Source organism: Limimaricola pyoseonensis, from assembly GCF_900102015.1.
Lineage (GTDB): Bacteria > Pseudomonadota > Alphaproteobacteria > Rhodobacterales > Rhodobacteraceae > Limimaricola > Limimaricola pyoseonensis.
On sequence record NZ_FNAT01000001.1, the window covers coordinates 436,864 to 456,509 of the forward strand.

The 19,646-nt window shown below is 69.8% G+C and carries 17 protein-coding genes; 4 read left to right on the forward strand and 13 right to left on the reverse strand.

Annotated features, from left to right (window positions below; genetic code table 11):
• The first annotated feature begins 8 nt into the window (after nt 1-8).
• Entirely contained in the window at nt 9-713 is a 705-nt protein-coding gene (locus BLT43_RS02110; protein ID WP_242652186.1) for a helix-turn-helix transcriptional regulator, read from the forward strand.
• 278 nt (nt 714-991) lie between these two features.
• Here BLT43_RS02110 and tsf read toward each other — a convergent pair whose 3' ends face one another.
• From tsf to BLT43_RS02125, 3 genes are all read right to left on the reverse strand, one after another.
• On the reverse strand, nt 992-1,867 hold the full coding sequence (gene tsf, locus BLT43_RS02115; RefSeq protein ID WP_090109643.1) for a translation elongation factor Ts: 876 nt from the start codon (nt 1,865-1,867) through the stop codon (nt 992-994).
• A 77-nt stretch (nt 1,868-1,944) separates the two neighbouring features.
• Entirely contained in the window at nt 1,945-2,718 is a 774-nt protein-coding gene (gene rpsB, locus BLT43_RS02120) for a 30S ribosomal protein S2 (protein WP_090109645.1), read from the reverse strand.
• Between the two features lie 174 nt (nt 2,719-2,892).
• Entirely contained in the window at nt 2,893-3,762 is an 870-nt protein-coding gene (locus BLT43_RS02125) for an NAD(P)-dependent oxidoreductase (protein ID WP_090109647.1), read from the reverse strand.
• Between the two features lie 112 nt (nt 3,763-3,874).
• Here BLT43_RS02125 and BLT43_RS02130 point away from each other — a divergent pair, with 112 nt between their 5' ends.
• Entirely contained in the window at nt 3,875-6,340 is a 2,466-nt protein-coding gene (locus tag BLT43_RS02130; protein ID WP_090109649.1) for a penicillin acylase family protein, read from the forward strand.
• A 59-nt stretch (nt 6,341-6,399) separates the two neighbouring features.
• A complete protein-coding gene (locus BLT43_RS02135; protein ID WP_090109651.1) occupies nt 6,400-6,732 on the forward strand; it encodes a DUF3140 domain-containing protein in 333 nt (110 codons plus the stop codon).
• A gap of 4 nt (nt 6,733-6,736) precedes the next feature.
• Here BLT43_RS02135 and BLT43_RS02140 read toward each other — a convergent pair whose 3' ends face one another.
• Nucleotides 6,737-7,096: a VOC family protein gene (locus BLT43_RS02140; RefSeq protein WP_090109653.1), complete on the reverse strand. Its 360-nt coding sequence runs from the start codon at nt 7,094-7,096 to the stop codon at nt 6,737-6,739.
• 108 nt (nt 7,097-7,204) lie between these two features.
• Between BLT43_RS02140 and BLT43_RS02145 the strand changes: the two genes are divergently transcribed.
• Nucleotides 7,205-7,816, forward strand: coding sequence for a class I SAM-dependent methyltransferase (locus BLT43_RS02145; protein ID WP_090109655.1), 612 nt, complete (start codon nt 7,205-7,207; stop codon nt 7,814-7,816).
• Between the two features lie 19 nt (nt 7,817-7,835).
• Here the strand turns inward: BLT43_RS02145 and hflX are convergent, their stop codons facing one another.
• The 9 genes from hflX to dusB all read right to left on the reverse strand — a co-directional run bounded on the left by hflX (nt 7,836) and on the right by dusB (nt 19,638).
• On the reverse strand, nt 7,836-9,119 hold the full coding sequence (hflX, locus tag BLT43_RS02150; protein ID WP_090109657.1) for a GTPase HflX: 1,284 nt from the start codon (nt 9,117-9,119) through the stop codon (nt 7,836-7,838).
• Nucleotides 9,116-9,349, reverse strand: coding sequence for an RNA chaperone Hfq (hfq, locus tag BLT43_RS02155; RefSeq protein ID WP_017928544.1), 234 nt, complete (start codon nt 9,347-9,349; stop codon nt 9,116-9,118). The genes hflX and hfq overlap by 4 nt, the downstream gene beginning before the upstream one ends.
• A gap of 100 nt (nt 9,350-9,449) precedes the next feature.
• Nucleotides 9,450-10,970, reverse strand: a complete 1,521-nt coding sequence (locus tag BLT43_RS02160) for a TrkH family potassium uptake protein (protein WP_090109659.1) — start codon at nt 10,968-10,970, stop codon at nt 9,450-9,452.
• A gap of 4 nt (nt 10,971-10,974) precedes the next feature.
• The gene (trkA, locus tag BLT43_RS02165) at nt 10,975-12,351 is read right to left on the reverse strand and encodes a Trk system potassium transporter TrkA (protein WP_090109661.1); all 1,377 of its coding nucleotides are present in this window, start codon (nt 12,349-12,351) and stop codon (nt 10,975-10,977) included.
• An 80-nt stretch (nt 12,352-12,431) separates the two neighbouring features.
• Nucleotides 12,432-13,826, reverse strand: coding sequence for a nitrogen assimilation response regulator NtrX (ntrX, locus tag BLT43_RS02170; protein WP_090109663.1), 1,395 nt, complete (start codon nt 13,824-13,826; stop codon nt 12,432-12,434).
• An 8-nt stretch (nt 13,827-13,834) separates the two neighbouring features.
• A complete protein-coding gene (locus tag BLT43_RS02175) occupies nt 13,835-16,153 on the reverse strand; it encodes a sensor histidine kinase NtrY-like (protein WP_207497391.1) in 2,319 nt (772 codons plus the stop codon).
• A 55-nt stretch (nt 16,154-16,208) separates the two neighbouring features.
• Nucleotides 16,209-17,573, reverse strand: a complete 1,365-nt coding sequence (locus BLT43_RS02180) for a response regulator (protein WP_165612521.1) — start codon at nt 17,571-17,573, stop codon at nt 16,209-16,211.
• Nucleotides 17,573-18,643, reverse strand: a complete 1,071-nt coding sequence (locus tag BLT43_RS02185) for a two-component system sensor histidine kinase NtrB (protein WP_090109669.1) — start codon at nt 18,641-18,643, stop codon at nt 17,573-17,575. The genes BLT43_RS02180 and BLT43_RS02185 overlap by 1 nt, the downstream gene beginning before the upstream one ends.
• Nucleotides 18,640-19,638, reverse strand: coding sequence for a tRNA dihydrouridine synthase DusB (gene dusB / locus BLT43_RS02190; protein WP_090109671.1), 999 nt, complete (start codon nt 19,636-19,638; stop codon nt 18,640-18,642). The genes BLT43_RS02185 and dusB overlap by 4 nt, the downstream gene beginning before the upstream one ends.
• Between the last annotated feature and the right edge of the window lie 8 nt (nt 19,639-19,646).

The window sequence follows — 19,646 nt, forward strand, 5'->3', positions numbered from 1 at the left end:
ATGTCATCATGCCAAGTAAGCCCGAAGTCGAAGGCCCCGCGCTTTCTGCTCATCTGGCGGCGCTGGCGTCGGCGCAGGATATCGACCAGCTCTGGCGTGCACATTGCGACCGCATGGCGCTCTACGGCTTCGAGCGCCTGCTCTGCGCCTTCACCCGCCTGACCCGCGCCGAGATCGAGCGTGGTGCCCGTGGCTGGGTCATGCTCAGCACCGTCCCCCATGGCCGTGCCGAGCCCTCCGACACGTTCAACGACGGCCTGTCCGACGGCCGCCCCGGCCCGCGCAGCTGGTCGCTGTCGCGGCCCGGTCATCACGGCGACAGCCACGCCGGCTACACGATCTTCTTCCGCAATGCCGTCTCGCGCGTCACCGGCGCGATCGATCTCGTCGCCCGACCCGGCATGAGCCAGCGCGACGTCGACCGGCTCTGGGATCTCCAGGGCCAGGAAATCGCCGCATTGAACGATGTCTTTCATCTCAAGCTGATGTCGCTGCCCTGCGGGCCCTACAGGTTGACCGACCGGCAGCGGGAAATGCTGTGCCACGTGGCCGATGGGCATACCACGCGGGAGATCGCCGATCTTCTGGGCCTTACCGAAGCGACGATCGAAAAGCACCTGCGTTTGGCGCGCGAGGCGTTGGACGCCCGCAATACACCACAAGCGGTATTGCACGCGTCTTTATACAACCAAATATATATGCCGAAGAGCTGATTTGCGGCTCTCAAGTCAGGAATACCTGACTACCGCTAGCCGCCGATCCGTGAGACGCTCGGGGTGTTAGCGAGTGTGGTCGGTACGACCAAAGGCGGCTTCCCGAAAGGACGTGACTTTCCGCGGACCCTGCCAAACCGACAGCAGCAGGTCGGTATCCAGCATGAGATGGCCGCGCCCGTCCTACCGTCCGGGCGCGGCTTTTTTGTGGCGATGGGCCGACTTATGTAAGGACGCCCGCCGCAGCGGGCGCCCTCGATGATCGGCCGGTGCCGGGCTCAGCCCTTGGCGGCCTTGGCGACCTCGGCGGCGAAGTCTTCCTCGACCTTCTCGATGCCCTCGCCGACCTCGAGCCGGACGAAGCCGGTGATGGTGGCGCCGGCCTCTTTCGCGGCCTGCTCGACGGTCAGGTCGGGGTTCACCACGAAGGCCTGACCCAGCAGGGTCGACTCGGCGACGAACTTCTTCATCCGGCCTTCGATCATCTTCTCGATGACCTGCTCCGGCTTGCCGCTCTCGCGGGCGATGTCCATCTGCACGGCCTTTTCCTTGGCCAGCATCTCCTGGTCGAGATCGGCCTCGCCGAGCGCGGCGGGGTTGGCCGCGGCGATGTGCATCGCGATCTGGCGGCCGAAGGCCTCGTCACCGCCGGTGAGCGCGACGAGAACGCCGATCTTGCCCATGCCGTCGGTGGCGGCGTTGTGGACGTAGGTCACGACCTGCTCGCCCTCGATCGCGGCCATGCGGCGCAGCGTCATGTTCTCGCCGACCTTGGCGATGCTGTCGGTGATCAGCGCCTCGACCGGCTTGCCGTCGACCTCGGTGGCCTTCAGCGCCTCGAGGTCCTGGGCGGTCACGGCCGCGTCGGCGACCTTCTTCACCATCGCCTGGAAATCGGCGTTCTTGGCGACGAAGTCGGTCTCCGAGTTCACCTCGACCGCGATGCCGCGGCTACCCTCGACAGCGACGGCCACCAGGCCCTCGGCGGCGGTACGGCCGGATTTCTTGGCGGCCTTGGCCAGGCCCTTGGTGCGCAGCCAGTCGACCGCGGCTTCCATGTCGCCGTCGGTCTCGGTCAGCGCCTTCTTGGCGTCCATCATGCCCGCGCCGGTGGTGTCGCGCAGTTCCTTGACCATGCTCGCAGTGATCGCCATCACGTCTCTCCTTGAATTGGGTGGGGTCCGGACGCACCATCGGTGCGCCCGGTAACCGTCATGCGACGGGTCGAGGATTACTCGGCCGAGGCGTCCTCGGCGGCGGCGAGCTCCTGCTCGGCCAGCTCTTCCATCGCGCCCATGTCGACGCCGGCGGCGCCGAGCTGCGCGCTCATGCCGTCCAGCGCGGCGCGGGCGGCGAGGTCGCAGTAGAGCGAGATCGCGCGGGCGGCGTCGTCATTGCCCGGGATCACGTAGTCCACGCCCTCGGGCGAGCAGTTGGTGTCGACCACGGCGACGACCGGGATGCCGAGCTTCTTGGCTTCCGAGATCGCCAGGTCTTCCTTGTTGACGTCGATCACGAACAGCAGGTCCGGCACGCCGCCCATCTCGCGGATGCCGCCCAGCGAGGCCTGCAGCTTGGCCTGCTCGCGCTCCATGCCGAGACGCTCTTTCTTGGTCAGGCCGGCAAAGCCCTGATCGGCCGCCTCGTCGATGGCGCGCAGGCGGTTGATCGACTGCGAGACGGTCTGCCAGTTGGTCAGCGTGCCGCCGAGCCAGCGGTGGTTCATGTAGAACTGCGCCGACTTCTCGGCGGCCTCGGCGATCGGCTGCGCGGCCTGGCGCTTGGTGCCGACGAACAGCACGCGGCCGCCCTTGGCGACGGTGTCGCGGATCACGGTCAGGGCCTTGTCCAGCATCGGGACGGTCTGGGTCAGGTCGACGATGTGGATGCCGTTGCGGGCGCCGTAGATGTACTCGGACATCCGCGGGTTCCAGCGCGCGGTCTGGTGGCCGAAGTGGACGCCGGCCTCGAGCAGCTGGCGCATGGAGAACTCGGGAAGAGCCATGTCTCTATACCTTTCCGGTTTTGCCTCGGCGGAGGATCAGGGCGGCTGCCCCAACCGGTGGACCCCGGGGGATGTCTCCCCCCGAAGGCCCGCCCCCGCCTGCGGGATTGACGTGGGCCGGCCATTAGCGCCGTCGCGCCGAAAAGGCAAGCCCCGCCCTGCCCGGCCCCGGGGTCAGTCGCGGCGCAGCCGCTTGATCAGCGACGAGGTGTCCCATCGGCCGCCGCCCATCTGCTGCACCTCCTTGTAGAACTGGTCGACCAGCGCCGTCACCGGCAGGCTGACCGACAGCTCGTCCGCCGCATCGAGGCAGATGCCCAGATCCTTGCGCATCCAGTCCACCGCGAAGCCGTGCTCGAACTGGTCGTCGAGCATGGTGCCGTGGCGGTTGACCATCTGCCAGCTGCCGGCCGCGCCCTGGCTGATCACCTCGACCAGCTCGCGCCCGTCGAGGCCGGCCTTCTCGGCGAAGGCCAGCGACTCCGACAGGCCCTGCACCAGCCCCGCGATTGCGATCTGGTTGGCCATCTTGGCCAGTTGCCCCGCGCCGCTCTCGCCCAGCCTGCGGCAGATCTTGGCATAGGCGTCGATCACCGGCTCGGCCCGGTCGAAATGGTCCTGCGCGCCGCCGCACATCACCGAAAGCTGGCCGTTCTCGGCCCCCGCCTGACCGCCCGAGACCGGCGCATCGACGAAGCCGAGCCCCGCCGCGTCGGCCGCCGCCGCCAGCTCGCGCGTCACCGCGGCGCTGACCGTGGTGTGGTCGACGAAGAGCGCGCCCGCGCCCATGCCCGCGAAGGCCCCGTCATCGCCCAGGCAGACCGAGCGCAGGTCGTCGTCGTTGCCGACGCAGGCGAAGACGATCTCGGCGCCCTGTGCCGCCTCGCGCGGCGTGCCCGCATGCCGGCCGCCATGCTGCTTGACCCAGGCCTCGGCCTTGGCCGCGGTGCGGTTGTAGACCGTGACCTCGTGGCCGGCCGCGACCAGGTGGCCCGCCATCGGGAACCCCATCACGCCCAGGCCCAGAAACGCCAGCTTCGCCATCTTATCTCCCCTTGCGTTCACGGGGCTTTCGCTCGTCCCCGAGGCGCGATACTCACCAAGGCCCGTGGGCCCGTCAAGCGCGGGTCCGGCCCCGCGCACTCCCGGAGGATGAATGGCCGCTCTGTTCCGCTGGCTTCTGCGCCTGACCACGGGGGCGATCCTGCTCGGCCTCGCCCTGTTCTTGCTGGCCTACTGGTTCGCCGGTCGCTCCTTGCCGGACTATTCGGCCCGGCTGCGGGTCGAGGGGGTCTCGGCCCCGGTCGAGATCGTGCGCGACAACGCCAACGTCCCGCATGTCTTCGGCCGCACCGACCGCGACGTGTTCTTCGCGCTGGGGTTCGCCCATGCGCAGGACCGGCTGTGGCAGATGACCATGCTGCGCCGCACGGTTCAGGGGCGGCTGTCCGAGCTGTTCGGCCCGCGCACGGTCTCCAGCGACGTCCTGATGCGCCGCCTCGGCCTCTACCAGGCCGCCATCCGCTCGGTCGAGGACCAGGACGGCCAGACCCGGGCCGCGCTCGAGGCCTATGCCGCGGGCGTCAACACATGGCTCGAGGAGGTGAATGCCGGCGCGCGCGGACGCGGCGCGCCGGAGATGTGGTTCTTCAACCAGCCGGTCGCGCCCTGGCAGCCCGCCGACAGCCTCGCGCTGCTCAAGCTGGTGGCCTGGCAGCAGACCGACCAGCTGCAGACCGAGGTGCTGCGCGCGCGCGTCTCTCTCGCGGTCGAGCCCGAGCGGCTGCGCGACGTCCTGCCCGACGTGCCGGGCCCGGGCCTGATGGCCCTGCCCCGCTACGCCGATCTGGTCCCCGAGATCCCGCAGCGCCGCGCCGTGGCCGCGGCCGAACCCGACCCGCTTTCCGCCAGCCTGCCGGCCGGCTTCGCCGGCGCCTCGAACGCCTGGGCCGCCGGGCCGGGCCGTTCGGCCACCGGCGCGACGCTTCTGGCCAACGACCCGCACCGCATGCTGAGCGCGCCCTCGATCTGGTACCTCGCCCGGCTGGAGCTGCGCTCCGGCGGCGTGATCGGCGCCACCATTCCCGGCATCCCGCTGGTGCTGGCCGGGCGCAGCGCCGATCTCGGCTGGGGCATCACCGCTTCCTTCGCCGACGCGCTCGACCTCTACGCCGAGGAGGTGAACCCGAAGAACGCCGGCGAGTACCGCACCCCCGGCGGCTGGGCCGCCTTCGAGAGCCGCGACAGCATCGTCGAGATCGCCGGTGCCCCGGCGCTGACCCTGAACCTGCAGCGGACCGAGAACGGGCCCGTCCTGCCGGCCGAGCAGTTCGCGCTCGAGGCGGTGCGCCCGCCCGGGCACGTCATGGCGCTGGCCTGGACCGGCCTGTCGGAGGACGACACCAGCATGACCGCCGGGCTGCGGCTGATGCAGGCGCGCTCGATCGAGGAAGGCATCCGCGCCGGCCGGCTGCAGCTCGCGCCGCACCAGAACCTGATCCTCGCCGACCGCAACCGCGTCGCGCTGAAGACCGTCGGCGCGACGCCGATGCGCGACCCGGGTCATCGCAGCGAGGGCCGGATGCCGACGCTGGGCCACGAAGCCGTGAACCGCTGGCAGGGCCGGATGTCCTATGCCGCCCTGCCCGAACAGGTCGACCCGGTGGGCGGGCTGGTCGGCAACACCAACAACAAGACCGTCGACCGCCCCTTCCCCGACCACGTCTCGCACGACTGGGGTGACACGCAGCGCATCGCGCGCTGGCGCGGGCTGATGCAGTCGCGCGAGGTGCATACCCGAGAAAGCTTCATCGAGGCGCAGCTCGACGCCGTCAGCCCGACCGCGCGGGCGCTCCTGCCGCTGGTCGGCGCCGACCTGTGGTACAGCGGCGCCCCGGCCGCCGAGGGCACGACCGAGCGCCGCCGCCAGCGTGCGCTGGAACTGCTCGGCGAGTGGAACGGCGAGATGAACGAGCACCTGCCCGAGCCGCTGATCTACGCCGCCTGGATGCGGGCGCTGCAGGACCGGCTGATCCGCGACGAGCTGGGGCCGCTCGCGGCCGAGTTCCGCCATCTGCGCCCGCTCTTCATCGACCGGGTGTTCCGCGACGAGGGCGGCGCCTCGGCCTGGTGCGACATCCAGCAATCCGCGGTCGAGGAAAGCTGCGCCGACATCGCGCGCATGGCGCTCGACGACGCGCTGATCTGGATCTCCGAGACCTATGGCGGCGAGCTGGAGAGCCTGCGCTGGGGCGACGCGCATGTCGCGCGGCAGGACCATCCGGTGCTGGGCGGCACGCCGCTCCTGAGCTGGTTCGTCAACATCCGCCAGAGCAGCTCTGGCGGCGACAACACGCTCCTGCGCGGCCTGACCGACGGGCGGGCGCCGAACCCGTTCCACAACGTCCATGCCGCCGGCTATCGCGGGATCTACGATTTCGCCGACCCCGACAGCTCGGTCTTCGTCATTTCAACGGGCCAGTCGGGCCACCCGCTGTCGCGCCACTACGACGATCTGGGCGAGCTGTGGCGCCGCGGCGAATACATCCCGATGTCGCTCGACCCCTCGCTCGCGCGTGGCGCCTCGGTCGGCATCACCCAGCTCCTGCCCGCGCCGAACTGACGCGGGACCCGTCGCGCCCTGCGCGCCGTTGCCCCACCGACAACGGAAAGGAGCAGGCGATGAGCAGCAAGTCGCATGACGAGATCTGGGACGAGTGGGGCGATCTGGTGAACATGGCGCCCAAGGAACTCGAGGAGTGGCTCGAGACCGAGGAAAGCAAGGAGGTGGGCGATTCCGACAGCGGCGAGAGCACCGGCCACAAGTCGGGCCGGCGCATCGTCGAGATCAAGCGCACCAACAAGGGCGACCTCACCGACGACCAGTGGGACCACATGGCGAAGGTCGTGGGCTACATCAAGCGCCACAAATCGCAGGGCGGCCCCAAGGATGACGCCGAGCATTCCAAGTGGCGCTACTCGCTGATGAACTGGGGCCACGACCCGCTGAAGTGAAGCCTCAGACCGCCTGGCAGATCTCGATCCGGTTGCCGAAGGGATCGGCCAGGTAGACCCGGCGTAGCCCCGGCAGGTCGATGTCGGGGCGGCAGGCCACCCCGGCTTTCTCCAGCCCCGCGACGGCGGCGTCGAGATCGGCGACGCGGAAGGCGGGATGCGCCTTCCGCGCCGGCACGAAGGGCGTCTCCACCCCGAGATGCAGGCGCAGCCCGGGCGCACGGAACCAGACGCCGCCGCGCTCCTTCAGCGCCTCGGGCTTCGCCTCCTCCTCCAGCCCCAGCAGGTCGCCATAGAAGCCGCGCGCCGCCGCCTCGCCGCCTTGCGGCATAGCCAGTTGCACATGGTGCAGATCGAAGATCATCGCCGGTTTCCCATTGTTGCCGTCAGGCGGGGCCGCTGTTGCGGGCCCTGCCCCGTGACTTCGACCTAGGGCCGGTCTAGGGTGCTACGCAACCGGAAGGGAGTGCCGATGTCCGAGCAGACCGGCCATTGGGATAGCGTCTACCGCGATCGCGCCGAAACCGATGTCAGCTGGTACGAGCCCCGGCCCGAGACCTCGCTGCGGCTGATCGCGGACGCGGGCGTATCGCATACGGCCCCGGTCATCGATATCGGCGGCGGGGCGTCGCGGCTGGCCGAGGCGCTGTTCGCGGAAGGTTACAGCGACCTGACCGTGCTGGACCTCTCGCCCCATGCGCTGGCGCGGGCCGCGACTCGCCTGCCCGAAGGCGCGCCGGTCGAATGGATCGCCGGCAACGTCCTGGCCTGGGCGCCGGCGCGGCAATACGCGCTCTGGCACGACCGCGCGGCCTTTCATTTCCTGACCGACCCGTTCGACCAGGGGCGCTACGCGCAGACCCTCGCCGCCGCGCTGGCGCCGGGCGGCCATGCCGTGATCGCGACCTTCGCCCCGGAGGGGCCCGACCGCTGCAGCGGCCTGCCGGTGGCGCGCTGGGACGGGCCCGCCCTCGCGGCGCATTTCGGTCCGGGCTTCGAACTGGCGGTCTCGGAGCGGCACGCCCACACCACGCCCGGCGGCGTGGTGCAGCGCTTTCACTACGGGGTGCTGCGGCGGCTCTGAGCCCCGCCGGGGCGTCGGCTCAGAGCCGTTCGAAACGGGCCTTCTGCGCGGCCGACCAGCGCACCTCCATGCGGTGCCCGTCCTCGGTCTGCTCGTCCGCCTCGACCAGCCCCTGCTCGAACAGCCAGGCGCGGCGCTTGCCATCCGCGAAGTCGAGCGTCAGCTCCTCGCGGTGCTTGACGCCGCCAAGCGCCTCGGACACGGCGCCGAGCAACTCATCGATGCCCGAGCCGTCGAGCGCAGAGACCGCGGCGGCGTTCTCGGTGCGCGCGGCGCGCTCCAGCGCGGCCGAGCGGTTTTCCTCGGCCAGGGCGTCGATCTTGTTCCAGACCTCGATCTTCGGCGTGTCGTCGGGCAGCCCGAGCCCGGTGAGGATGGTCTCCACGTCGCGGGCCTGTTCGGCGGTCTGCGGGTGGCCGATGTCGCGCACATGCAGCACCAGATCGGCGTCGAGCACCTCTTCGAGCGTGGCGCGGAACGCCGCGACCAGCTCGGTCGGCAGGTCGGAGATGAAGCCCACCGTGTCCGACAGGATCACCTCGTCGCCGGTCGGCAGCACCACCCGCCGCATGGTCGGGTCGAGCGTGGCGAAGAGCATGTCCTTGGCCATCACCTCGGCCCCGGTCAGCCGGTTGAACAGCGTCGACTTGCCGGCGTTGGTGTAGCCCACCAGCGCCACGATCGGGAACGGCACCTTGGCGCGGCTGGCGCGGTGCAGCGCGCGGGTCTTCACCACCTTGTCGAGCTGTCGGCGCAGCCGCACGAGCTGTTCGTCGATGGCGCGCCGGTCGGCCTCGATCTGCGTCTCGCCGGGGCCACCGACGAAGCCCAAGCCCCCGCGCTGCCGCTCGAGGTGGGTCCAGGCGCGGACAAGCCGGCCGCGCTGGTAGTTCAGCGCCGCCATCTCGACCTGCAGCACGCCTTCGCGCGTCGCGGCGCGGTCGCCGAAGATCTCGAGGATCAGCCCGGTCCGATCGAGGATCTTGACCTTCCATTCCTTCTCGAGATTGCGCTGCTGCACCGGCCCGAGATGGCCGTCGATCAGCACCAGCTCGACCTCGTTGGCCTGCAGCCGGGTCTTCAGCTCCTCGATCTTGCCGGTGCCGAACAGCATGCCGGGATGGCGCTTGGGCAGGCGCACGATTTCGGAGCCGACGACGTCGAGCCCCGGCAGGGCGGCCGCGAGCGCGACCGCCTCCTCAAGCGCAGAGACCGGCTCGCGCCGGTCCTGTTCGCTCTTCACCTCGGGATGGATCACCCAGGCGCGGGTGTCCGGTCTCTCGGGAATGTAATAGTCGGTCAATCTTCACCGTCGTAGAGGTTCACGGGCTGCGAGGGCATGATCGTCGAGATCGCGCTCTTGTAGACGAGCTGGCTCTGGCCGTCTCGGCGCAGCAGCACGCAGAAATTGTCGAACCAGGTGATCACGCCCTGCAGCTTGACGCCATTGATCAGGAAGATCGTCACCGGCACCTTGATCTTGCGCACATGATTCAGGAAGGCGTCCTGAAGGTTCTGCTTGTCACCGGCCATCACCGTCCCTTTGTTCTTGCGGCCGCGGATCGGCCTTGCCCTCGTTTGCGCCCGAGTATGGAGCGGTGCGGGTGGAGATTCCAGCCCCAATCGCGCCGCGTCAGCTGCGCCAGGAGGCGGGGTTGAGCAGCGCGATGATCGCCAGCGTCTCGAGCCGGCCGAGCACCATCGCCGCGGCGAGCACCATCTTCGCCGCGTTGGGGATGCCGGCGTAGGAGATCGGGTATTGCGCGCCGATCTCGGCCAGCGGGCCGGTGGTCGACAGCGCCGCCACCGTCAGCGTCATCGCCACCTCGAACTGCACCCCGGTGAAGGACAGCGCCAGCATCACCGCCGTCACCGACAGCGCGAAGAGCATGAAGAAGATCCACGAGATGAAGGCGCCCTCGCGCCGGATGCGGCGCGCCTCGATGCCGTCACCGCCGATCGAATGTGGATGCACGAGGCGCTCGAGCTCGCGCTTGCCATGCATCCACAGCGCGTAGACCCTGAGCAGCTTCACCCCGCCCGCCGTGGTCGCGACGCCGCCGCCGATCAGCGCGAGCCCGACGAGGATCAGCCCCGGCGTGTCGAGCCCCGACCAGTCCGCCGCGCCGATCCAGAACCGGCTCTCGAAGCCGGTGGTGGTCAGGAAGGAGGTGACCGTGAACAGCGCGCCCCACAGCGCGGTGAAGGCCAGCGGCAGGTCGGCCTCGGCCCGGTCCTCGACCGCGCCGAAGAAGTGCCGCAGAAACAGAAGGCCCGGCACGATCAGCATCAGGGCCAGACCCATCCGGAGTTCGGGGTCGCGCAGGAGCCGCCCGCCGGTGTCGCCGAACATCTTGCGCGCGAAGGTCAGCCGCGACAGCGCGAAGACTAGGAACATCAGGATCAGCATCTCGCCCAGAAGCCCCGATTCGCCGAAGCGCAGCCCGCCCACCGGGCTGATGCCGCTGGTCGCCATGACCGACATGGCGTGGCAGATCGCGACGAAGGGCCGGTCGCCGGCCGCGACCAGACCGGCCCAGAGGAGCCCGGTCAGCCCGGCATAGACCGGCACCAGCTTGGCCGCGTAGCGCAGGAGCCGTTCCGAGGGGTCGGCCATCCGGCCCATCGCCGAGAGCCGCGCGCCGCCCGCGCCGATGATCGAGGGGCTGCGCACCTCGAAGCCGCCGAGGTTCATCGGGGCCAGCACCGAGACGGCGGTGATCCAGACCAAGAGCCCGCCGAGCCAGCCCACCGTGGCGCGCCACAGATGCAGGCTCTCGTCCAGCCTGTAGGGGTTGTCGTAGACCGTGGCGCCGGTGGTGGTGAAGCTCGACACCATCTCGAACCAGGCATTGAGGAAGCTCGTCGTCCCCAGCGCCTCGTGGAACGGCACGGCGAACATCACCGGCAGCACGGTGAAGGCCGCGACCAGCGCCGAGAGCTGGCTGCGCGGCACGCTGGCGGGCCGGTAGTTCGCGGTGGCCAGCCCGATCAGCAGCGCCAGCACGCCCGACAGGATCGCGCCGTACAGGAAGGTGCGCGAGGTGGTGAAATCCTCGAGCACCAGCGCGTGCAGCGCCGGCAGCAGCATCGCCACCGCCCCGATCGCCATCAGCAGCACGAAGAAGGGAATGCGGGTCAGGCGGTGGTGCATGGGCTCAGAAGAAATCGATCGAGACCTGGAGCAGGCGCTCGACCTCGGGCACGTCGTCGGCCATGGCGAAGAGCGCGACCATGTCGCCCTCCTCGATCCTGAGCGCGCCGTGGATCTTCATCATCCGCCCGTCCTTGACCACGCCGCCGACCAGCACGCCCTCGGGGAAGGCGATGTCGCGGATGCGCTGCCCGGCGATCGGCGAGGTGCCCAGCACCTGCGCCTCGATCAGCTCGGCCTCGGCGTCGCCGATCGAATAGACGCCGCGCACCCGGCCATGCCGGATGTGACGCAGGATCGAGCTCACGGTGGTGGCGCGCGGGTTGATGTAGGCGTCGATGTCCATCGCCTGCATCAAGGGCACCAGCGTCGGGTCGTTGACGAGACAGATCGCCAGCGGGCAGCCGAGCGCCTTGGCGCGGACCGCGGCCAGAAGGTTGGTCTTGTCGTCGTCGGTGACCACCAGCACCGCGTCGGCGGTGCCGATCTGCGCCTCCTCGAGCAGGCCCGCATCGAGCCCGTCGCCGTTGAGCACGATGGTGCGGTCGAGCTGGTCCGCGGCGCGCTCGGCGGCGGCGCGGTCGCGCTCGATCATCTTGACCCGGACCCGCTCGACCCGGGTTTCCAGCGCGCGCGCCACGCCGAGCCCGACATTGCCGCCGCCGATTACCACGATCCGGTCCTGCTTGGCCGGGCGCTTGCCGAAGATCTCGAGCGTGCGCTCCATGTCGGCTGTGTCGGTGAAGACGTAGATCGAGTCGCCCGGAAAGATCTGGTCCTCGGGGCTCGGCGCGAAGAGCCGGCCACGGCGGCGGATGCCCACCACGATCGCGCGCAGCGTCGAGAACAGGTCGGTGAGCTGCCGCAGCGGCGTGTTGATCACCGGGCAGTCCTCGTCGATCGAGATGCCCAGCAGGTGGCCGCGCCCGTCGAGGAAGCTCTCGGCGTCGAAGGCCGAGGGCGCCGCCAGCCGCTGCAGCGCGGCGTCGGCCACCTCCTTCTCGGGCGAGATCACCACGTCGATCGGCATGTGATCGCGGCGGTAGAGGTCGGAATAGATCGCGTCGAGATAGGACTGCGCCCTGAGCCGCGCGATCTTGCGCTGGATCGCGAAGACCGAATGGGCCACCTGGCAGGTGACCATGTTGACCTCGTCGCTATGGGTGGCGGCGATGATCATGTCGGCGTCGCGCGCCCCCGCGCGGTCGAGCACGTCGGGATAGCTCGCGAAACCGGTGATGCCCTGCACGTCGAGCGTGTCGGTGGCGCGGCGCACCAGGTCGGGGTTGCTGTCGACCACCGTCACGTCGTTGCGTTCGCCCGACAGGTGGCGGGCGATCTGCCAACCCACCTGCCCGGCGCCACAGATGATGACCTTCATCCTCGCTCCGCCTTGCCCGGACCGCGCGCGGGGCGGCGGTCACACCGCCCCGGAGTGGCAGAGCGCGACGCTCCGGTCAATCACCCGCCGACATGCGCCACCCGCGCCCCGGCCTTCGACGAGGTCACCACGCCCAGGCTCTTGAGCTTGCGGTGCAGCGCCGAGCGCTCCATGCCGACGAAGGCCGCGGTGCGCGAGATGTTGCCCCCGAAGCGGTTGATCTGCGTCAGCAGGTATTCGCGCTCGAACAGCTCGCGCGCCTCGCGCAGCGGCAGCGTCGCCAGACCGCCCGACAGCACCACCCGGCCCTCGTCCTGGTTCTGGTCGTCGACTCCCGGCAGCTCGCGCGCCGTGATCTCGCCATTGCCGTCGCCGAGGATCAGCACCCGCTCGACCACGTTCTTGAGCTGGCGGATGTTGCCCGGCCAGAGCATGGTCTGCAGAAGCGCCCGCGCGTCTTCGCCCAAGGGGCGCAGCGGCAGGCCCTGGGCGCGGTTCAGCTCGGCGATGAAATGCTCGGCCAGCAGCGGGATGTCCTCGCGCCGCTCCTCGAGCCCGGGCACGTGGACCGGCACGACGTTGAGCCGGTGATACAGCTCCTGGCGGAAGCTGCCGGCCCGGATCGCCGCCTGCAGGTCGCGGTTGGTCGAGGAGATCACCCGCAGGTCCACCTGCACCTTGTCGGTGCCGCCGACCCGCTGGAAGCTCTGGTCGACCAGCACGCGCAGCAGCTTCGACTGGGTGCCGAGCGGCATGTCGGCCACCTCGTCGAAATAGATCACCCCGCCATTGGCCTGCTCGAGCAGGCCCTTCTCGACGCCCTTCTCGGCGCTCTCGCGGCCGAACAGCGCCTCTTCCATGCGCTCGGGCTCGATGCTGACCGAGTTCACCGCGACGAAGGGCGCCTGCGCGCGGTTCGAATTGGCGTGGATGTAGCGCGCGGCGATCTCCTTGCCGCAGCCGGGCGAGCCGGTGAGCATGACGCGCCCGTTCGAGCGGGTCACCTTGTCGAGCTGGCTGCGCAGGCTGCGAAAGGCGGCGCTTTCGCCCAGCATCTCGGAGGGCGGCTGGTCGCCGCGCTTGAGCTCGGTGTTCTCGCGCCGCAGCCGCGAGGTCTCCATCGCGCGCTTGATCACCACCAGCAGCTGGTCAATGTTGAACGGCTTCTCGATGAAGTCGTAGGCGCCCTGCTTGATCGCCGCGACGGCGATCTCGATGTTGCCGTGGCCGGAGATGATCACGATCGGGATGCCCGGATGCTCGCGCTTGACGGTCTTGAGGATGTCGATCCCGTCCATCCGGCTGTCCTTGAGCCAGATGTCGAGGATCATCAGCGCCGGCGGCTCCTCGGCGATCGCGTCCATGCATTCGTCGGAGGTTCCGGCGAGACGCGTGCTGTAGCCTTCGTCCTTCAGGATGTCCGAGATCAGCTCCCGGATGTCGCGCTCGTCGTCGGTGATCAGGATGTCGCCCATGTCGGTCCTCATGCTGTTGCCTGCATTGCCGGTTCCCCGGTCTTGTCGTCGGGCGGCATCTCGGCCGCCCGGACGGGCAGCGTCAGAACCGCCATGGCGCCACGCGCCGGGCCGTCCCCGAAGGACGGCGCATCGAGCAGGGCGAGCGTGCCGCCATGCTCCTCGATGATCTTCTTCACGATCGGCAACCCCAGCCCCGTGCCCTTGTCGCGGGTGGTGACATAGGGCTCGAACAGCCGTGCCCGGTCCTCGGGCAGGCCAATGCCGTTGTCGACGATGGTGATCCGCGCCTCGCCGCCGAGCACCTCCATCCGCACCCGGATCATGGCCTCGAAATCGGCGGGAACTTCGCCTTTTTCTTTAAAGCTCTCAATGGCTTCCCCGGCGTTCTTGATCAGGTTGGTCAGGGCCTGGCTGATCATCGTCGCGTCGAGATCGGCCGGCACCGGCCCGGCCGGAAGGTCGGTGTCGAACCGTACCTCGGGCTGGCCCGCTTCCTGCAGGGTCACGGCATCGCGCAGGATCGCGGCGATGTCGTTGTGCTTGCGGTCGGGCTCGGGCATCCGCGCGAACTTCGAAAACTCGTCGACGATGCGGCGCAGGTCGCCGGTCTGGCGCACGATCACCTCGGTCATCTGCTCGAGCGTCGCCTGCTCCTCCTCCGACAGGCTGCGGCGGAACTTGCGCTGGATGCGCTCGGCCGACAGCCGGATCGGGGTGAGCGGGTTCTTGATCTCGTGCGCGATGCGGCGCGCCACGTCGCCCCAGGCGGCCATGCGCTGGGCGCTGACGAGGTCCGTCACGTCGTCGAAGGCCACCACGAAGCCCTCGAGCGTGCCGTCATCGGCGCGGCGCGGCGCCATGCGGACCAGAAGGCTCTCGTGGCTGCCCGAGCGGATCACCCGCAGCTGCTCCTGCACGCTGTCGCGCTCCTCGTCGCGCAGCGTGTCGAAGAGCGGCGCGAATTCCGGCACCAGCTCCGGCAGCGTGGTCTCCTCGGGCAGCGTCTCGACCGCCAGCATCCGCCGGGCCGAGCGGTTGGCAAAGGCGACCCGGCCGCCGGAATCGAGCCCGATCACGCCCGAGGTGACCGAGCCCAGAACGCTGTCGAACAGCCGCCGGCGCGCCTCGATCTGGCGGGTGTTGTCGAGCAGCCGGTCGCGCTGCGCCTTCAGCTCGGTGGTCATCTGATTGAAATAGGTGCCGATCTGGGCGATCTCGTCATCGCCCTCCTCCTCGACCACCCGCACGTCGAGATCGCCCGCGCCCACGCGCTGCGAGGCCGAGACCAGCCGCCCCACCGGCTTCGACAGCCGCTCGGCGAACCACAGGCCGAGCCAGATCGCCGCGAGGATCAGGATCAGCGCGAAGCCGAGATAGAGCAGCCCGAACTCGAACAGCAGCCGCCCGCGCTCGGCCTCGAGCTGCTGGTAGAGCTCGACCGTCTGCTGGGTGTCGTCGAGCAGCGCGAGGATGCCGCCATCGACCTCGCGCGTGACGTAGAGGTAGCGGTCGGTGAAGGCCTCGAGCGGGATCAGGGCGCGAAACTCGTTGTTCGTCCAGTCCTCGATGATGGCGATGCCCTCGGAGGCCGCCCGGCGGAAGTTCTGTGGCTCCGGCCGCTCGTAGTCGAACTCGTAGCTGCGCGCGCCGCGAGCGCGGATCTCGCCGGCGCCGTCGATCACGAAGGCCTCGGTCAGGCCGCGCTCGATCTGCCCCTGCTGACGGCCCAGCAGCTGGCGGATCTCGCCGTCGGACATGAAGAAGGAGGTCTGCCGCTCGGCGTCGAGAAAGGCCGCGAGGCTCAGCCCGTCCCGCGCCAGCCCCTGGCGGTGCTCCTCCTCATAGGCCTGCGCCGCGGTGAGCGAGGTGGCGAGCACGCCGCGCACCCGCTCCGAGAACCAGCCCTCGAGGCCGACATTGATGGTGAGCACGGAGAACACCGCGACCAGCACGGTCGGGATCAGCGCCAGCAGCGCGAAGACCCCGGTGAGCCGCAGGTGCAGCCGCGAGCCGGCCGAGCGGGCGCGCCGCGCCGAGATCATGCCGTAGACGCGGTAGGCCACCAGCGCCGCGACGATGATGGCATAGACGAGGTCGGCCAGCAGCACGAGCCGCAGCACGGGCGAGCTCGCACCCTTGTCGAGCGGGCCGAGCACCCAGTAGGTCGCGAAGGCGAGGATCGGGCCGAGCAGCACCAGGCCCAGCGTCGCGGCGTTCTGCACCCGGCGTTGCCGCCGCCACTTGGCCACGCGCGCGAATCTTGGACTGGTCAAACGTCGCAAACCGCCCTGCCCCTTTGTGGGAACGCAAGTTCCCCGCCACATTGCCGCGATTCCTGGCCCGGATCTGCGTCCGGGCGGTCACGGTTCTGTTGCGGTTTTACATCAACTTGCGGCGGCGAGTCACGCGAATATCAAGGTCCGTGATCTTTTTACGCAGCGTATTGCGGTTGATTCCCAAAAGGTCGGCACATCTCGCCTGGTTGCCCCCGGTGGCGTCGAGCGCGATCTCGATCAGCGGCAGTTCCACCTCGCGCAGGATTCGCTGGTAGAGACCCGGCGGCGGCAGCTCGCCGCCATGCAGGTCGAAATAGCGCTTCAGGTGCCGCTCGACGCTGGCCGAGAGCTGGTCGCTGCCGCCGCTGAGCGGCTCGGCCGCCGGCTGGCCGCCCAGCACCGCCTCCACCTCGGCCCGGCCGATCTCCTCCTGCGCCGTTGTCGCCACCAGCCGCCGCACCGCGTTCTCGAGCTGGCGCACGTTGCCCGGCCAGCTGTAGGCGCGCAGAAGCTCGGCCGCGGGCGCGGCCAGCCGCCGCTGCCCCATGCCCTCGCGCTCGGCCCGCGCGAGGAAATGCTCGATCAGCAGCGGGATGTCGTCGACCCGCTCGCGCAGCGCCGGCACCTGAAGTTCGACCCCGGCCAGGCGGTAGTAGAGGTCGCGCCGGAAGTCGCCGCCATCGATCCGTCCGGACAGCGCGCCCTGCGAGGTCGCCATGACCCGCGGCGCGTGTTCGCCGAGCGCGTCGAGCATCCGGACGATGCGGGTCTGGGCCTCGGCGCCGAGATCGCCGACCTCGTCGAACAGAAGCGTGCCGCCGCGCGCACGCGCCAGCAGGCTCGACGGGCCGTCCGCGCCCTCGAGATCGGCGGCCGAGACGGTGACGAAGGGCAGCGTCCGGCGGTCGGAGAAGTCGTGGATCGCGCGAGCGACCAGCGACTTGCCGGTGCCGCTTTCGCCGGTGATCAGCACCGGCAGCTGCGTGTTCATCACCCGCGCCACCAGCCGGTAGAGCGCCTGCATCGTCGGCGTGCGCCCGACCAGCGGCAGGTCGCTCGCCGCGGCCGCCTCGACCGGGGCGCTCGGGCGCGGGGCCACGTGGCGCCGCGTGTCGAGCGCGCGCGAGACGCGCTTCATCAGGTCCGGCAGGTCGAAGGGCTTGGGCAGGTAGTCATAGGCCTCGGCCTCGGCCGCCTGGATCGCCGTCATGATCGTGTTCTGCGCCGAGATCACGATCACCGGCAGGCCGGGCCGCGCCTCGGAGATCTTCGGCAGCTGTTCGATGCCGTTGCCGTCGGGCATGACCACGTCCGAGATCACGAGGTCGCCCTTGCCCTCCTCGACCCAGCGCATCAGCGTCACCAGCGAGGCGGTCGCATGCACCTTGCAGCCGGCGCGGGTCAGCGCCTGGGTCAGAACGGTGCGGATCGTCCGATCGTCGTCGGCCACGAGGATGGTGCCGTCCATCAGTTCTCTCCTGCGGATTCGGGGGCGCGCGGAAACGACAGCCGGAAGACGGTGCGCCCCGGCACGGTCTCGACCGAGACGCGGCCGCCATTCTCGGCCATCAGCTTGGAGACCAGCGCCAGCCCGAGGCCGGTGCCGTTCTCGCGCCCCGAGACGAAAGGCTCGAACACCTCCTGGGCGATCTCGGGCGGCAGGCCCGGCCCGTCATCCTGCACCTCGACCTGCAGCGGCAGCAGCGCGTGGCTGCCATCGGGCTGGCGCACCCGCAGCGAGGGCTCGTAGAAGCTTCGCAGCCGGATCGTGCCGCCGGCGGCGCCGGCCTCCGAGGCGTTCTTGATCAGGTTCAGCACCACCTGAAGGATCTGGTCCGCATCCGCCAGCGCGCGCGGCAGCGACGGGTCGTAATCCTCGACGAAGCTCATATGCGCGCCGAAGCCCAGCTTGGCCGACTGGCGCGCCCGGTCGAGCACGTCGTGCAGGTTGACCGGCCGCCGCGCCGGCGGGCGCAAATTGCCGAACTGCTCGACCTGTTCGAGCAGCTTCACGATGCGCCGGCTTTCCGCGACGATCAGGTCGGTCAGCTCGAGATCCTCGGAGCTCAGCCCCATCGACAGGAGCTGCGCCGCCCCGGTGATCCCGGCCAGCGGGTTCTTGATCTCATGCGCCAGCATCTCGGCCATACCGATCGCCGAACGCGCCGCCTTGCCCGAGGCGCTGTGCTGGCCCATGCGGCCCGCCATCTCGCGCGGCGAGATCATCATAAGGATCTGCCCCTCGCTGCCCGACAGAGGCGCGAATTGCAGGTTGCACTGCACCGGAGCCCGTTCGCCGGACCCGACATCGACATCGTTGACAAAGAGCGGGCTCGATTGCGTCCGGACCCGGATGAAAGCCGCCTCCAGCGGCGCGTCGATGCTGACCTTGTCCCAGACCGAGGCGCCGGTCAGCGCCTTCAGCGACAGGTTGAGGAACAGCTCGGCCGCGGCATTGGCGTCGATGATCGTGTCGTCGGGCCCGAGCAGCAGCGCCGGCACCGGTAGGGAGTTCCAGAGGGCCGCGTCGCCGATCATGCCGCGCATCTTTCGCCGTCGAGTGCGAGCGGCAGCAGCCCCGGCACCCGGTCGGGCGTGGCGGTCAGCACCTCGCGGCGCAGCGCGCCGGGCGTGCCCGCCTCGTCCATGTACCAGCCCAGGTGCTTGCGCGCGACGCGGCCGCCGAGATCGGCGCCGTAGAAGCTCAACATTGCCTCGTAATGTCCTGATACCATGTCCAGAAAATCATGAGCCATCGGGATGTCGGGTGCCGCCTGCCCTGTCAGCGCGGCGGCGATCAGCGCCGGCTGCCACGGCCGGCCCTGCGCCCCGCGCCCGACCATCACCGCATCGGCGCCCGACAGTTCGAGCGCCCGCCGCGCGGTCGCGCCGTCGACGATGTCGCCATTGGCCACCACCGGGATCGACACCGCCTCGCGCACCCGGCGGATCGCGGCCCAGTCGGCGGAGCCCTTGTAGAACTGGCAACGCGTGCGGCCGTGGATCGTCACCATCCGCACGCCCGCGCCCTCGGCCCGGCGTGCGATCTCCGGCGCGTTCAGCAGGTCGTCGTCCCAACCCAGCCGGGTCTTGAGCGTCACCGGCAGTCCGGTCGCGCCGACCACCGCCTCGATCAGCCGCAGCGCGTGGTCGGGCGTCTTCATCAGCGCCGAGCCCGACAGCCCGCCCGTCACCTTCTTGGCCGGGCAGCCCATGTTGATGTCGATGATCCGCGCACCGTTGTCGGCGACCATTTTCGCCGCCTCGGCCATCCAGTACGGGTCACGCCCGGCCAGCTGCACCGCCGTGTCGGCCTGCTCGAAGCCCAGCTCGGCGCGCTCGCGCACGCCGGGCTTGGCCTGCACCATCTCCTGGCTCGCCACCATTTCCGAGACCACCCAGCCCGCGCCGAAGCCCGCCACCAGCCGCCGGAACGGCAGGTCGGTGATGCCCGCCAGCGGCGCCAGCGCCACCGGCGAGGACAGCGTCACGCCGGGCGCGAGATCGATGGGGGTGAACTGCGATGTGCTCATTGCCGAAA